This window comes from Fuerstiella sp. (genome assembly GCA_022447225.1).
Taxonomy (GTDB): domain Bacteria; phylum Planctomycetota; class Planctomycetia; order Planctomycetales; family Planctomycetaceae; genus S139-18.
Genome location: JAKVAZ010000003.1, coordinates 36828 through 52839, shown reverse-complemented (window position 1 = coordinate 52839; position 16012 = coordinate 36828). Strand labels below are relative to the sequence as shown.

Here is a 16012-nt window from a genome sequence, read left to right as displayed (position 1 = left end):
AACCCATAAAAGATGACCAGGAGGATCCGCCCGCCTACCTCGGGATCGGACGGTTTCGTCTTCCTGCGTCCATCTTTCGAACTCATGCGTCTGCCTTTCCACGATCACTCTTCACATCATTCCTGCCCGAGTCGTCGCCTGCGGTCGTGTCCTGATAAATTCCCATGTTCAACTGGTGGTCGGCATGGAACGTGTAATCTGGTGTTTTGCGGTGGCCTGATTTCTGTTTCTTTTTCTCTGAAACGTTGATTTTCAGGAAATGACCTCCAAACCGGACCAGTAGCCAGGCGATGACGGCACCCAGAACAGCACCGACCACGTAATACAGATCGGATGTCGTACGAAGATCGAAGGTACCGTAAACGAACATAAATCCAATGAAGGCTCCGCCTATTAAGGCAAACAGCATCCCCGGATGCTCGGTCGCGGTTTCCGGGTCTGCCACGGGTTTAAACTCCTTGATGATGGCCCGCATTCTCCTGTAGCCGATTGCCGTTCCAGGAATCGTTGCTTTTCCACCGGTGGTCACCACGGTCAGAGACTCATGAGACTCACCAGATCGCCGTGTCCGGGGCGGCTTAAAAGCGTAGGCTGCTCGAAGTTCGTCGACGGCGCAACTGAACCATCGGGATGCAAACACATTCCAGAATCCCCGGTGTGTGTGGCAATTACAGAAGTGAAGCATGCGACTGGCCGGGTCAACGTAGACCGCTCCCACTCCAGACTTATTCAGTTTTTCAAAACTATAAAACAGCGTATCTCCGGACATCTCGGGAGCATCTGCAGACTGGAGTAACTTCTGTCTGACCTGTTCCTGTTCCGCGGGAGTTCGATTTTTCAAAAACAGACTGAACCAGATCGCTCCACATCCCATCGCCACAACCATCAACAATAAAATCATCACCAAAATCACCCCAATGGGGTCTTTAACCATATTGTCCCGGCTAAACGCATCCTGAGTGAGAACAAAGACGGGAAGCCCGAATCCAAATCCCACCCCAAAGATCAGTGTCACGGCTTTGGAGATGAACACAACAAAGGGGGAGTGTTTCGTCTTCCTGCGTCCGTCTTTCGAACTCATTCGTCTGCCTTTCTTCAGATACTCTTCCCATCATTCCTGACCGAGAGCGCCTCTGCAGTCGTGTCCTGATCCACTGCCATGTTCAGCCATTGATCCTCATGGACAGTGTCATCTGAGACAGTGTCATCTGAGACAGTGTCATCTCATAAAGTACGGTGGTCCGACTTCCGTTTGTCCTGCTTCGACTCGACATCCTTTTTTTTGGTGAATTGGCCATAAAGTCCAAGCACGCCGCCCGTAATTGTGGCAAGGAACGCCAAAATGACAGCAACGAGAGGATCGAACGAGACTCCCAGCATCAGTACGCTGCCGCCTGCGATAAGACTCAACATCATGGGCACGGCAAGATTAATTTTCAGGAAGCGACCAGCGAACCAGATCAGCAGCAAACTGCTGGCAATCCCCACTGCAGCGCCGATCCAGAGACTCCCCCAGAAGAGATCACCATCACTGGTGGACACCGTCGGTTGTGCCACAATCAATCCACCGATTCCTCCGACGATACTCCCCCATAGTAAAGCAAAAAACGTCGCCGGATGCTCGGTCGAAGCGTCCTCGTCTGCCACGGGCTTAAGTTTTTTGATGATGTCCCGCATTTCCTCGTAGCCGGTTGACGTTCCCGGAATTTTGGCTTTCCCGCCGACGGTCACTACGGTCAGAGACTCAGAACCTCGATTCACACGGTATGAACTGCCGGCCCCTCGTTGTACATAAGGTGCCTTAAACGCAGTGACTGCTCGAAGTTCATCGAATGCGCAACTGAACCACCGGGATGCGGTCAGTGTCCAGAATCCCCGGGCCAGGTGACAATTAAAGAAGTGAAGCATCCGGCCGGCCTGGTCAACGTAGACCGCTCCGGTCTTACCCAGTCCGATTTTTTTATTAAAACGATAAACCAGCGAGTCGCTGGACATCTCGGGTCGATCAGCCTCCGCCAACGACTGCAATCTGTCCAGTTCTCCTGGATTGAAATGCCTGGATTTCAGAGTGTCGGCAATCCTATAGCCCCAGTAACCCGACCACATCACCGACATAATGAGAAATGGCAGCCCGATTAAGAAGCCTTCCAATTCGTATCTGAAGTTAGAGAGTTCCTTCAGAACGAAGAACACGAACATAACTGGAACTGGTAATCCGAGACATAACAGGAGCCCAAAAAAGATGACCCATAAGACTCGCGCGACGGGGCCTGGCTCGGTGTAATGAGCGTCCATTTGCAAATTCCTGCGTTTGGCTTTCCACCTCATTCGTCTGCCTTTCCACTTCATTGACAGCGAGCGGCTTCCTTCGGCGCGAATTTGTCACGTTGCATCGCGTGCAGTGCAGATGCGGCGATACGTGCAGAGGCCGATTTGTCCCGTGTTTTGCCAAACCAATTCGCCGTCGATCAATTTCACTCGATCGACTGATCTGGTTGCACCGGCTTATGTTGTCGACCTGTCCCCTGGGACCATACCCCGTTTTGAGCTTGTCCCTGCTGCGGTTCATCTTAACGGAACGTGATGGAGAAATCGCCGGATGCCCGGGCATTATTTGACGCCGCCTGCCAGTCGGCCCCTCCCGTAAACACCATCCAAATATATCCGTTGAAGCAGCTGTTTCACAACATCGATGCATTGCCGGGAAAGTGCATCGTGGGTCCTGTTGCGTTCCAGTTGTTGTATGAGTGGAAGCGAGAGGATCCAGTCAGATGCAACCTCGAAAAAAACTGTTTCTGATCACACCGAAACGACACACGAAAGGCCAGAACGTAAAGAATCTGCGTCAAACAGGCGCCTTAAAATTCGACCAGGAGGCAGCAACGTCTCGATGCGCCCCCATGAGTACGAATGAGGCGACCCGTAGTTACGCTGGCCGAAGGATCGTCGTTGTGAGAACAAGCTATCGCAGTTCAGCGACACACAAATGCGGACGCCAGGCAGACAAGCCGATACATTGCCATAAAATCACAGTCTTAAACCGCGATCACTAATCCTCGGCACGGGATCTGCTCCACACTCTGGCTGACGTATGGATTCTTTTTTTCCCGGGGGAAGAATCATGAAACGAAATCATTTCGCGTTGATCGTACTGGCCACGTTCACAGTCTCCGCTGATTCCCTGATGGCAGATTTAACTTCGCCCAGTTGCGCAGTTCGGTCGGTTCACGATCGCAGCGAGGCAGCTATTTTGAACGAAGTGGGCGAAGTGTTGGATCCAGCCGGACCAACAACGGACGAACAACTTTCTATGATCGCACCGGCCGCATCAGCGGCTCCAGCCGTCATCGTTGATCAGCGTCCCTGCGGTGAGAACGGACTCCCGAACGGCTGGACGGCTGGACGGCTGGACGGCTGGACGGCTGGACGGCTGGACGGCTTTACCCGTTAATCACCGCAGGACCGGATTCCGTCCGAAAAAGTTCTTTTCAAATTCAGCGACATTTGCCACCACGTTGTATCCTGCAGAAACAATCCTGTAGCGCAAGAGGTATTTGTCAGGTCGTCCGGCGTGACAAGTCACTTCGGTGAACACATCATTATTCCCCACCGCCACCGGGCCGGTGCACGTTACGATAGTGGATATACAGCACCAGGCCCCACAGATACCAAGCGGCGCAGACGACGTCCTTGCGTTCGGATATCCAGACAACCGATTCGACGCGCTGCGGGTGCACCGTCCAGATTAATGCGGTCATCAGGGCGATTCGGGGATGCACCTCAAGCAATCGCAGCAGAGCCAACAGGCCACAGGCTGACACAATATGCCAGAATAGACTCTGCAGGTGGTACACAAAGACATCGACTCCGCCAACGGCATAGTCGACCGTATCACTCAACATCGTCACCGGGATGTACGTCTTAAAATACGATGACGTTACCCAGAAACGAATGTTCTCCGCTGAGATGACCAGACGCGACTGATTGTTGAGAATTTAGACATCGTCATCGAACCCGTACAGCGGGGCCAGTGACAGGCCGCCGGAAAACACCGCCAGAGCAGCGATAGCGATGATCAGACAGGCAATGAGGTAGTCGCTGCGGATTTGCATAATGCCGACTATAAGACGTCGGCAACAGCTTCGCCACTGCCCAACCGGTCGCAGCCAAATCCGGATTGCCTGATGCCGTTTGTCTGGCGGTCGAAATCAGAATTTCAGACGAACTCGCGTATGATAAACCATGGAATCATTACTGATGTCAACAGGAGTAATGTTGGCATAGTCTGTTTCCCAGTGGCTGACTTCAAAACCAATCTCCAGACTGGCACTGACGTCCCAGATCAGATTGGCAAATATCAGCTGGTTTCTGATCGGTCGTGCGGCTGTCATTCCTTCCACAACCGTTCGATCCAGTGGATCGTCGACACAATACCCCACATGAGAATGCAGACACGGACTCCAGTGATAATAAAGTTCGGCCCAGCCGCCAGTCGACCGAACCGGATTAAAAACATCATTGTCCACCTGCAGTATGCCGGCATTGTAGTTGCCAATTCCCTGACCGGTGAACAATTCGCCTTTCACCCCCATCGTATCTGAAATCGCGATACTGCCGTCAAACCCGAAGGCCCAGACATCAATAATGTGATTGGGAACAGTTGGTACATCTGTCCTTCGAAGTTCACCCACAAGTCCGGAGACACCAAGCTCCAGCGGCCGATTTGGAGCGTCTGGGCGACCCTGCTGCGGACCGATCCCCAGTGCCACACGTGCTTCCAGATTCGGCCACCCGTTGTCTTCCAGCAAGTTCAGCGGCGGTCTGTCGAAGTCCGCAAACGATGTGGGGGTCGGATCGCTGAGAGCAACCTGCGTCGTCAGTTGAGTGTCCCGCGCAATCTGTTTCCGATACTCAGCCCGAAGCTGTCCGCGAAGAAACCCAAGGTTACCAGCCAGATTGCCGGCATTGAAATTCAGGGTGGTCGGTGACAACGGATTGATCAGGTCTCCCTGAAGGCCGGCCGCAAAACTGAGATGTTTACTTTTCAGCTGCCCGAAGGCCCGCACGATGTAAGGCCCGTAGCGGTCAGCCTGAAACTGTTCGCCGTACAGGTAACTGAGAAACGTACCACTGGATTGAAACTGACCGATCTTTGGTCCCTGGAATGCGACACCAAAATTGGTGGACTTGGCATGAGCTTCGAACGTCCGTGTGTCTTTACCGAGGTTTGGTGAGATCAGCACAACCCCTGAGGGCAACAGCGGGCGAGATTCAGCAAACAACATCTCAGCATTCAGTGACCCGAATATTCTCAGATTGAAATACGGACTCAATGTGGTCACGTGAGGACATTCAATACAGGCCGCCGATGTTTGCGTGTAACAACAGCTCTCACCACACTCAACGCCACACCCGTCGCCGCAACCCGAACCCGATTTTGAGGAACCAATGTGACCTGTGGTCAGAGGCGATGAAGTCGATATCCCTTTCCGCGGCAGTGCATCTAAAACTTGCTCACCCGAAACGACATTCAAATCAGCTCGAACATGTTGCTGCGTTACCTGAATCTGACCACCGAAAGGCCCCGGAACACCAAGACCGACAGGTTCCGAAACAGGCAGAATTTCCTGAGCACCAATGCTCAACATTTCTGCGGCGGCGCACAGGAACACAATAGTCAACACCGGCAATCCGCTGCGTTGTCGCATAGAAATCACTGCCGTTAGGGATGCGGGACAGAATACGGTCAGTGTTCTGCCTGACGTTCACCATGCAGACAGCAAAACAGCCAGCTGAATCCAGACACGCATGCCCCCTGCTGCGGACTGGCCCGTTCACAGAGCATCGGCGGACTGCAACGTCCAACTTTAACGATTATGACGGTTCTATCGGCCGGACGATCCGTCCAGAGAAGAACATTCTGAATGACAAAATCCGGAAGGGACAGATGCGGTAAAAGACATCACCGGATATCAGACCGGAATGGAAACACGTCCGCTGTCGGCACACACGGTACCGAGGCCGGCCAAGACGAATTTCCTGATGCGTGGAACCGCGCCACGAATTGACACAGAAAGACTTGGTCAAAGGAAAAACGAACGTACCAACCAGAGTAAACAGGGAACGAGTCCTGTTGTGGCCGACATTGCCTGTTGACGCCGTCGTGGTCTCTCCTGCCGGCAGATGCGTTTTCCGCGGTCGGTTTATCTGAGTGGTGAGTGGTCGACATGGTTTTCAGCACGCGTGCAGTTCAAATGGCAGTTTTCCGGTGTAAAAGTCAGACCACGTGATTGTGACGATGATCCGGAACCGGGTGGCCCGACTCGGATCGTCAGGGACTGACCGGGACAGCTTGCAGAAGATAAACGGCTGATGTAAACAATCTGACATCAGCATGTGGTGGCGGTTCCGGTCAACGTAATTCCATCCCACACTCTGTGTCCCCATAATCGATATCAAATGTTATGCTCATCGGAATCAGGATGGTTGTGTGCATGGCTTGTTCGAACTGAATTCCACCGCCATCGATGTTCAGGATCATCCGTTCTCAGGGTTTCGAACGAATGATCCTGAAGATGCAGTAACCACCATGAATGAAGCACAGGAACGGGTATCTGAGGTAGTTCCGGTACAGCGAGAACCAAACAACGCAGAACGAATCCAGGAAGTCAGCCCTTTTGTGCCGGACCTTTCCAGACCTGTGTCACTGCTGATTATGGTGGCAGGCACTGGAGCAACTCCGGCTTTGGCGATCGTTCGATCGCGAAGCCAATTGAGGTCCGGTGCTCATGTGATGATTGACCATACCGCTCACACAGCCGATCAACTGACTGGCAAGACAGAATTTGAAACAGCGGCAGCCAACTACGATGGCATCAATTATCGGTGTCGATGCGCCGCCGATGGCGAACGAGTCACATTCGACGAAATCCGCAGACTAAACCAGCAATACCCGGACGCCCACTGGATGGTTTGTGGCCCGGATCGGTACGCAAAGAGTGTCACGACGGCGCTCGACGAACTCAAAATCGATCCGGGCCGTATACTCATCGAACGATGTCCGACACAAACGGTCAACATCGATCATAAACCGACAGACCATGCCCGCCGGTTTATGATCGGAATTTCGACCAGCCTGAGCGTGACTTTATTTGTTTTGCTCGACCTCGTGCCCGAAGCAGTCAGCCATTGGCAATCCACTCCCGTCGGACACTGGTTATCAGGCAGTGCCCTGCTGATGTTTCTCGGGTTCCAATGGTGGCTTCCGGCAAAACAGTGGAGCGGGTCCGGACATGTCAGTCCCCGTCTGCGTGAATGGCACAGGGATCTGGGAGCGTGGTCGCCGCTGCTGTTACTTCTGCATGGCAGTTCCGGAGGGACCGGAACCGTGCAGATTCTGTGGTTACTCTTCATCCTCAATACGATTGTTGGAATCTGCGATCGATTCACTTTGCCTTCTCGTGAGCGACAGATGCGATATTTTCGCTGGTGGCTCTTTCCTCACATAATCTTTTCCAGTCTCATCACCGTCTTATCTGTACATCATGTGTGGAACATTCTGAGTCACGGAGGTCCATAACATGGCGATCCCCGGCAGTCGTTCCATCCGACGCGCACCAGTGACAGCCGCAATCCTCGCCTGTACCGCAGTCATGATCGCCCTGCAGGTTACCGGCATGGAAAGACTGAGTAGTCCCGGCGGTTCGCGTGATATTCACGCCGGTCTTGCCTGTACTCAATGTCACCGCCCTGCCGACGGCACTCTTCGCCAGCAGGTTCAGGCAAACGTAAAACACTGGCTGGGTTTTCGAAAGTACGGTGCTGACTTCGTACACAAACAAATCAAAACCGATGACTGCCTGGACTGCCATTCATCTGAAACCGATCCACACTCCACATATCGTTTTCTGGAACCCAAATTCGCTGAAGTCCGAACGAAGATCTCGCCGCACGACTGTTTGAGCTGCCATACAGAACACCGCGGGGAAATTTCCGTTCGAGGAGGAAACTTTTGTCAGCATTGCCATCAGGACCTTAAGCTTGAAAATGACATCACAAGTCCGTCGCACGAACTCCTCACTGCGGACGCCCGCTGGGACACATGTCTGATGTGCCATGATTACCATGACAATCATCACTGGAACACGCCTCGCGATCTGACTCAGGCCGTCAACGTGGAACTCATTCAGGACTATCTCAATGGAAGCGAAAAAGAAAGTCCGTACGGAGACCTCATTCGCCTCTATGCAGACGAACGGACACCCATCCGATGACGATAACCGGCAGACAACTCACAGCACTGGCACTGCTTGTGATACTCGTCTGGACTTTTGTTTCAGCTCCGCCGCCACTGCCGGATTCGCATAAAGCACAGGGGCCATCGACAGCATCTGTACCAATACAAAAAGTCCTGCAAACAATCGCCGCCGAGAATGATGTTGTACGATCATTATATACCCAGTCGATTGTAGGCGCCGGTAAAACAACGGGCCTTAAGTTCAGCGAAGACTGGAAACATCCCGACGTTGAGGCCGGTCCATTGCCGGCTGTGTACCTTCGCACGGCCGCAGAGAGTCTCAACCACAGCCCTGTTCCTCTGGGACTGTTCCTGGGATCTCATCGGCCAATCACTGCATCAAACCACTTTTCAGGTACTCAGAAACTGCATTTCGAGAACATACTGAAAAGCCGCGCCGCCGAGTTTTTTTTTGACGAAAGCACTGAACGCTGGACAGCAATGTTTCCCGACTTTGCCACAGTCGATGCGTGTATCAACTGCCATAATGGCCATCCCGACTCACCAAAACATGACTGGAAACTCGGCGATATCATGGGAGCCACAACATGGAATTATCCGAAAGCGACAGTGACTGTTGCTGAGTACATGAACATCATCAGTGCTGTACGAACTGGATTTCGTACGGCCTATAAAAAATATCTGACCAAAGTGAAATCCTTCGATCGAAAACCGGAGATCGGTAAACGCTGGCCTGAACAGGGTTTCGCTTTACCGGATGCAGACACATTTATGACGGAATTCGAACGACGTGCATCCAGACGGACGCTCGAGCATCTCTTAAACTGAAATCCACCCCGCGATGTATGGCATTGTGCTCTTCTCAACGGCTGCACAGCGTTGACGGTGACCCGTTTCTGATCAATCCATACGGAACACGGCTTCTGAGCGACGGTGATAACATCGATAGCTGCATTGCATCCGAAAGTACATACAAAGCAAACATTGTTCAATATGGGCAAAACGGGTCCCCGTCAAAACCCAACTTCATTCCCTGCAAATTTCAATGATCGCCTGACCAGGCCTCAATCGGATTATTTCAGCTCACATTTAATTATCGTGAATTCCGATCGCCACGGGCTACCGAACAGGCATGGCAGCTTTCCTCTGACTAAAATCAGCGTGCGAGTGAACCGAAGCGTGCGACCGAAGCATAATTCACTGGCAAGAGACTGCTCTCAATGCCTACCAGCCAATTGTCGAGGTGCTGTGATGAACACGGTCGTTAAACAAACACAGATCCGTTGTCTGGTCCTTTGCGGTGTCCTGTTCACATCTGAATGTGTGCTGCGGGCACAGACACTGGACCGCTCTGTGAAAACGGCAGCCAACTTTGAAGCCGCAATTCCGCATCCTGTTCAGCAGAAACACGCTGCAGAAAAACTAGCCCAACTTTATGCAAAAACCGGTCAGCGTCCCAACATCGTGTGGATCGTGGTCGATGACATGGGATACGGCGATCCTGGCTGTTACGGAGGAGGCATCGCTGTTGGAGCCGACACTCCGAATATGGATACCCTGGCCCGTAACGGGCTGCGTCTGACGAGTTGCTATTCTCAACAGACATGCACTCCAACACGGTCTGCAATTCTGACCGGACGACTTCCTGTTCGTACGGGTCTGATTCGCCCCATTCTGGCGGGCGACAAAATCACGCGTAACCCGTGGGCGGACGAAGTGAGTCTGGCAAAACGGCTGAGTGATTGCGGTTATCATTCTGTGCTGACCGGAAAATGGCACATCGGGGAAGGCGAAGGTCTGCGCCCCCACGATGTGGGATTCGACGAATTTTATGGTTACTACCCGGCGCAAAAAGAAATATCACAGCGATTCGACGAACGACGCTATCCCGATCTGTTACTGAATCAGGATCTGATGGCGGCCTTTGAACTGATTGGGCCTGGCGTAGATCTGGTGCATGGTTTTGCCGGCGGCAAGACAGAAACAGTCAGCTCGATCGGATCCACGACCGACATGGGAAATGCCGATCAGGTGCTGGCTGATTTTTCAGTCAAAAGAATCCGGGAACTGGCAGCTCAGGAAAAACCTTTTTTCATAGAACACTGTTTTATGAAAGTGCATGCCGACAACTTTCCCAACTCTCGACTGAAAGGCAGCAGTGCTGCCAAATATTACTATAAAGAAGGTGTCGCGGAAGTTGACCTGCACATCGGCAGCATTGTCCGCGCGCTGACGGATGCCGGAGTTCTCGAAAACACGTTCATCTTTGTCACGTCTGACAACGGCCCGCAGATGGATTCGTGGCCGGACTCGGGATACACACCATTTCGCGGCGCCAAAGGCACCACCTTTGAAGGTGGGGTTCGGGTTCCGGGAATTGCCTATTGGAAAAATATGATTCAGGCAGGACGCCAAAGCGATGGACTCTTCGATCTGATGGATCTGTTCGGAACCGCCCTGACACTGGCAGGTGTATCAAAGGACAGTCTACCGTCAAAAAAATATTATGATTTTGTCGATCAAACATCATTCCTGCTGCACGACCAGGGAGAATCTAATCGCGAAGCTGTGTATTTCTGGTGGGGTGCCGAACTCACCGCCTGTCGGATGAGAGAATACAAACTGCACGTCAAAGTTCTGCTGCCCCAGACGCCCAACCTGCAAATCGACATGGCCACACTGCACACCACGGGACTGGCTCCCTGGTTGTTCAATCTGTACATCGATCCAAAAGAACAAACCACAGTTGGCCACCGACGAAATGCCTGGCTGGCATCTGTGGCTGCAAAACTGAAGGCTCACGCCGCCACGTACAGAATTTATCCCCCCAAAGAAATCGGCCTGAACTAAACGGCCAGGATCAGACTCAAACGTCCGTCGACGACCTGACTCTGCTATCAAAACTACCCTTATTCATCCAGCTCTTTTCCAGATTAAGCGAAGTCCGATGATGCCACTGCGATCGTTCGTACTCCTGTTACTGTGCAGCTGTTTGTTGAACGGAGTTCTGTCAAATCCGGCCGGCGCTCAGACGGGTCTTGTGGACGCGACGAAGAACGGCGTCACTGAAGGTGACGTATTGCCGTTTCGCCCGCCACCTTCAACCAGTGTCGCCGGACAAACACTGCAGAGTTCCACAATGCAACGACGCCAACATCCTCAGCAACTTGCCGCTGACGCCCCCAACATTCTGATCGTGCTGATCGATGACGTAGGGTTTGGTGTGCCGTCAACATTTGGCGGATTTGCCGAGACACCAACACTGAGTCGCGTGGCGTCTCAGGGCATCAGCTACAACCGGTTTCATACCACATCGATTTGTTCGCCCACTCGCGCCTCTTTGCTGACCGGACGCAATCATCATCGTGTCGGCAGCGGGACCATCGCCGAGCGGGCCGTCGATTGGGATGGTTACACCGGCATCATTCCTCAAACCTCGGCCACACTGGCAACAGTCCTGAGAAACTACGGCTACAAGACTTCGGCATTCGGCAAGTGGCACAATTCCCCTGCCGACCAGACCACGGCCATGGGACCGTTTACTTACTGGCCCAACGCTTACGGCTTCGATTATTTTTACGGTTTTCTGGCCGGAGAAACATCTCAGTACGAACCTCGACTTGTGGAGAACCGTAATGTTGTTGAACCACCACATGACGAAAAATATCATTTGTCCGAGGACCTTGCCGAACGCGCCATCACGTGGATGAAACAGCACCAGTCTTACTCTCCGGATCAACCCTTTCTGATGTACTGGGCCCCAGGCGCAGCACACGGGCCTCATCAGATATTTCATGAATGGGCCGACAGGTATTCCGGCCGTTTTGATCAGGGCTGGGACGAGTTGCGCCAGGAAATTTTTTCTCGACAAAAAGCACTCGGCTGGATCCCGGAAGACACGCAACTCACCGAACGAGCCGGCACGATGGACGCCTGGAATGACATCCCGGCGGCACAGCGATCTTTCCAAACGCGTTTGATGGAGGTGTTTGCCGGCTATGTCGAACATGTGGATGCTCAAGTCGGAAAACTGATTGATCATATCGACGCCACCGGCCAACGTGACAACACGCTGATCTTCTATATCTGGGGCGATAACGGAAGCAGTGCGGAAGGACAGAGAGGATCGATCAGTGAACTGCTTGCCCAGAATCAGATTCCCAATACTGTTGAGCAGCAGATCAAAGCCCTCAAAGAAATTGGCGGGATTGAAAAGCTGGGAACCGCTGAAGTTGACAACATGTACCACGCCGGATGGGCATGGGCGGGATCAACCCCGTTTCACCATACCAAACTCGTGGCATCACACTTTGGCGGAACCCGCAATCCGCTGGTAGTTTCGTGGCCGAAAAAGATCAGGCCAAATCGTCAGCCGCGTGATCAGTTCTACCATGTTAATGATATTGTCCCCACGATCTACGACCTGCTCAACATTCCACACCCTGAACAAGTCGACGGATTTCACCAGGATCCGATCGATGGTGTGAGTATGGCAAAGTCGCTGTTTTCCTCAGACGCACCGGAAAACAAACACGTTCAGTATTTTGAAAACAATGGTAGTCGCGGAATCTATCAGGACGGCTGGTATGCCTGTGCCTTTGGCCCCCTCATTCCATGGAAAAACGCTCAACAGGGACTGGGACAGTGGGATTCCCGCAAGGATCACTGGGAACTTTATAATCTGCATCAGGATTTCTCGCAGGCCCGAAATGTGGCCGACACATACCCGGAAAAACTGCAACAGCTGCAGACTCTGTTTTTGCAGGAAGCCCAAGCCAACCAGGTCTTTCCCGTCGGGGCCGGAATCTGGCTTCGAATTCATCCCGAAGACGTGCTGACGTCACCTTACCGCAGTTGGGTGTTTGACCAGACAACATTCCGCATGCCCGAGTTTGCAGCACCGGGCCTCGGAAAGAAAAGCAACAGTGTGTTGATTGACGCCGAATTTACTGACGATTCGTCCGGTGTCCTCTACGCCCTGGGTGGTGCCGGCGGTGGACTTACCTGCTATGTCAAAGATGGCTATGTTTACTTTGAATACAATCTAATGATCATCAAACGCTTCCGCATGAAATCAGTTACGAGACTTTCAGCCGGATCTCATCAAATCCAGATCGACACCACTATTCGAAATCCTGGAGCACCTGCGAACATCGTAATGACAATCGACGGTACTGAATCCGCAAGTCTGGAAACTGATATGACTGTTCCCGGCGTTTTTTCTGCCAGCGAGTCCTTTGACGTGGGTGTTGATCTGGGCAGCGTTGTATCACGAGACTACATGGACTCAGCTCCGTTTCGGTTCAACGGCACGATTGAACAAGTGCATGTGCAACTGAAATAATATCGATGCACGATCATCAACCTGTCAATGAACATGGGCGCAATCAAAAGCACCATGTTTCTCGTCGGGTCTGAGCGAAAAACATGCGACTCACTGGACGGCAGCTCAACAGAACCTTCGGCCAAACACGCATTTTCGACCGGTTCAACGCACTTAACCCGCCGCAGGCCGCCACTCAACCGGCAACATCTGCCGCACCAAGGGTCATACTGCCCGTGGCCTGATGCCCTGACATGCATTTTGTCTTGATTGGATTCAAGTACAGATTCTAGTTTGCCGGTGACACTGATTTTTCGTCCGAATGTCAAACTGTGTCGTGTCTCGATTCGTGGGTCGTGGTCCACCGACCCTTCGCTTCTTTTCTTAGAAACGTGTCAATATGAGTTTGGACAGATGGAGCAGTACGTCCGAATATCGTGCCCGACTGGCTGGTTTGATGCTGGTCGCCGTTCCGATACTCAGCGGCTTCTACATTCAAGTTCCAACCGTTCGAGCGGGTTCTCAGCCGGGTCCGGCGTTCAACATCGCCAGTCCGTCTTCCACCACTCCATATTTCCAGCCGTCGGTACAAGACCCGTTTTACACACCAGCGCCTATAGTCGGAGCATCAAACACGCAGCCCTGGCTGACGCCAGCGTGGTCGCCTCAGATTCCTCCCGTTCATGTTTCAACAGGCCCACAGGAACCCTTTGTAAGTGGTTCACTGCCCTGCCCCGGCAGTTCAGCAGATTCTGCATGGAAGGTTCATGTACATCCCGGTCTGTGGCAGCCATATTTGTCAGGAATATTTAAGGGGGGCACGGAACGGGTGCTGGGCCAGGCCCAGCGAATGATCCCTTTGTTTCAGACGCCCGAAGAACTCGTTTTCGCTGATCTGCGAACCACCTTGGATGATCAACACTCAGTTGAAGCCAACATCGGACTGGCTCAGCGGGTCATATCGTCTCCGTATGGAATTTTCGGGAGTTATGTGTTTTATGACATCCGGCAAACGGCCTACAACAATAACTTCCAGCAGATCACCGTGGGCATGGAATACCTGGCCATCCCGTTTGAGGCCCGCGTCAATGGTTATATCCCGCTGACCGGAGCGAAGGCAGCTGCCGGTGCAACTGCGTTTAATTTCACGGGCAGTTCTGTCCTGATGCGTGCCGGTCAGGAACGGGCCTACGGGGGCGTGGACTGTGAATACGGCTGGCTGCTTGCTGATTATGGATTCAGTGAATCACGTGCTTTTCTGGGTGGTTACTACTTCGGTGCAGACGCCGCAGGATATCCCGACATCGCCGGGCCAAAAGTTCGAATGGAATCGCGGTCGTTCGACGTTCCCGGACTGGGACGTGGTTCACGTCTGACCATCGGCGCGGAATATCAGTGGGATCAGATCAGAGACCACCAGTTCAACGCCCTGGTTCGACTCGTTCTTCCTCTGGGGAATCCTGCCATGCATCAGAACGTAAACAGTCATCCACTCGCACGGCGGATGCTGGACCGCATTGTGCGGGATGATGACATTGTCACTCATGCCGCCGCCGCGGGACCGCAGGAAGCAACCGTCGCGATACCGGATGCGACAACCCGAATCTCTCTGGGTGCCAATACGGCGGTCGTCACTGCGGAAACCGACAACAGCATTCAGAATGCAATTGCCGATACCGGAACAAACGTCGTGCTGATTAACGGGTCGGCAGGTGAATTTCGACTGGAAGACACAGTCGAGTTACGTGACGGCCAGAGTATTTTGGGTGGTGGAGTTCATGTGGTGGGTGCGGTTACCGGATTACCGGCTTTCTTTGGACAACGACCAACGATTAACGGAACCAGAGAAAATCTGCCTGTCTTCGTTGCTGCGAATAATTCTTCGATTCGAGGCCTGACGATTACGGGAGGCCGGAATGGAATTCAAGGCAACGGCACTCTCAGCAATATCAGTATTCTTGATAATCAAATCAGTGGCGCTGCTGCGGCGGGACTGAGCTTCGATTTTCTTGAGAGTAGCACTGTCAGCAGAAACTCTGCCACTAATAATGCAGGCGCAGGTTTTGTGATCGAGGACAATAATGGTGGAACCGTCAGCGACAATCGCGCATTGAACAACGGACTTGGCGGGTTTCTTTTGACCATCAATGGTGGAACAATCTCCGGGAATACAGCTAACCGCAACAACGGCGACGGATTTTTCATCACAAATAACAATGCCGAGTTTATCGGTAACCGTGCATACCAAAATTCCGGCGACGGTTTCAGCTTCGAGTTTCAGGACAATCTGACGAGTGCAATCAGTGATAATCGGTCCACATCCAATGGCGGAGCCGGATTCAATCTGAACGGGAACAGTCCCGCCTCCGCCGGCGGCAACACCGCTTCATCAAATGTATCGGGCAACGAGGTCCCCTGAGCTGTTTTTGGGT

General features: G+C 52.7%; 11 protein-coding genes. 7 read left to right on the top strand and 4 right to left on the bottom strand.

The annotated features are described in order from the left end of the window. Positions 1 to 82 precede the first annotated feature (82 nt). Positions 83 to 1081 (bottom strand): SoxR reducing system RseC family protein, encoded by a 999-nt coding sequence (locus MK110_03235; protein ID MCH2210289.1) that lies wholly within the window; start codon positions 1079 to 1081, stop codon positions 83 to 85. 143 nt (positions 1082 to 1224) lie between these two features. After that, positions 1225 to 2295, bottom strand: coding sequence for a hypothetical protein (locus tag MK110_03230; protein ID MCH2210288.1), 1071 nt, complete (start codon positions 2293 to 2295; stop codon positions 1225 to 1227). Between the two features lie 826 nt (positions 2296 to 3121). Between MK110_03230 and MK110_03225 the strand changes: the two genes are divergently transcribed. Continuing rightward, positions 3122 to 3451, top strand: coding sequence for a hypothetical protein (locus MK110_03225; protein MCH2210287.1), 330 nt, complete (start codon positions 3122 to 3124; stop codon positions 3449 to 3451). 148 nt (positions 3452 to 3599) lie between these two features. Here MK110_03225 and MK110_03220 read toward each other — a convergent pair whose 3' ends face one another. Both MK110_03220 and MK110_03215 read right to left on the bottom strand, forming a co-directional pair. Beyond that, entirely contained in the window at positions 3600 to 3908 is a 309-nt protein-coding gene (locus MK110_03220; GenBank protein ID MCH2210286.1) for a hypothetical protein, read from the bottom strand. Positions 3909 to 4208: 300 nt separating this feature from the next. Next, positions 4209 to 5708: a hypothetical protein gene (locus tag MK110_03215; protein MCH2210285.1), complete on the bottom strand. Its 1500-nt coding sequence runs from the start codon at positions 5706 to 5708 to the stop codon at positions 4209 to 4211. 782 nt (positions 5709 to 6490) lie between these two features. On the opposite strand from MK110_03215, the gene MK110_03210 reads away from it, so the two are divergent. From MK110_03210 to MK110_03185, 6 genes are all read left to right on the top strand, one after another. Continuing rightward, positions 6491 to 7579 carry a hypothetical protein gene (locus tag MK110_03210; GenBank protein MCH2210284.1) on the top strand — a complete coding sequence of 363 codons (1089 nt, stop codon included), beginning with the start codon at positions 6491 to 6493 and terminating at the stop codon, positions 7577 to 7579. Position 7580: 1 nt separating this feature from the next. Then, entirely contained in the window at positions 7581 to 8273 is a 693-nt protein-coding gene (locus tag MK110_03205) for a cytochrome c3 family protein (protein ID MCH2210283.1), read from the top strand. After that, a complete protein-coding gene (locus tag MK110_03200) occupies positions 8270 to 9085 on the top strand; it encodes a DUF3365 domain-containing protein (GenBank protein ID MCH2210282.1) in 816 nt (271 codons plus the stop codon). The genes MK110_03205 and MK110_03200 overlap by 4 nt, the downstream gene beginning before the upstream one ends. A 423-nt stretch (positions 9086 to 9508) precedes the next feature. After that, positions 9509 to 11107 (top strand): arylsulfatase, encoded by a 1599-nt coding sequence (locus MK110_03195; protein MCH2210281.1) that lies wholly within the window; start codon positions 9509 to 9511, stop codon positions 11105 to 11107. Between the two features lie 100 nt (positions 11108 to 11207). Next, complete coding sequence (locus MK110_03190; GenBank protein ID MCH2210280.1) at positions 11208 to 13601, top strand: arylsulfatase; 2394 nt, start codon at positions 11208 to 11210, stop codon at positions 13599 to 13601. 379 nt (positions 13602 to 13980) lie between these two features. Next, positions 13981 to 15999, top strand: a complete 2019-nt coding sequence (locus tag MK110_03185; GenBank protein ID MCH2210279.1) for a right-handed parallel beta-helix repeat-containing protein — start codon at positions 13981 to 13983, stop codon at positions 15997 to 15999. Positions 16000 to 16012: the final 13 nt, after the last annotated feature.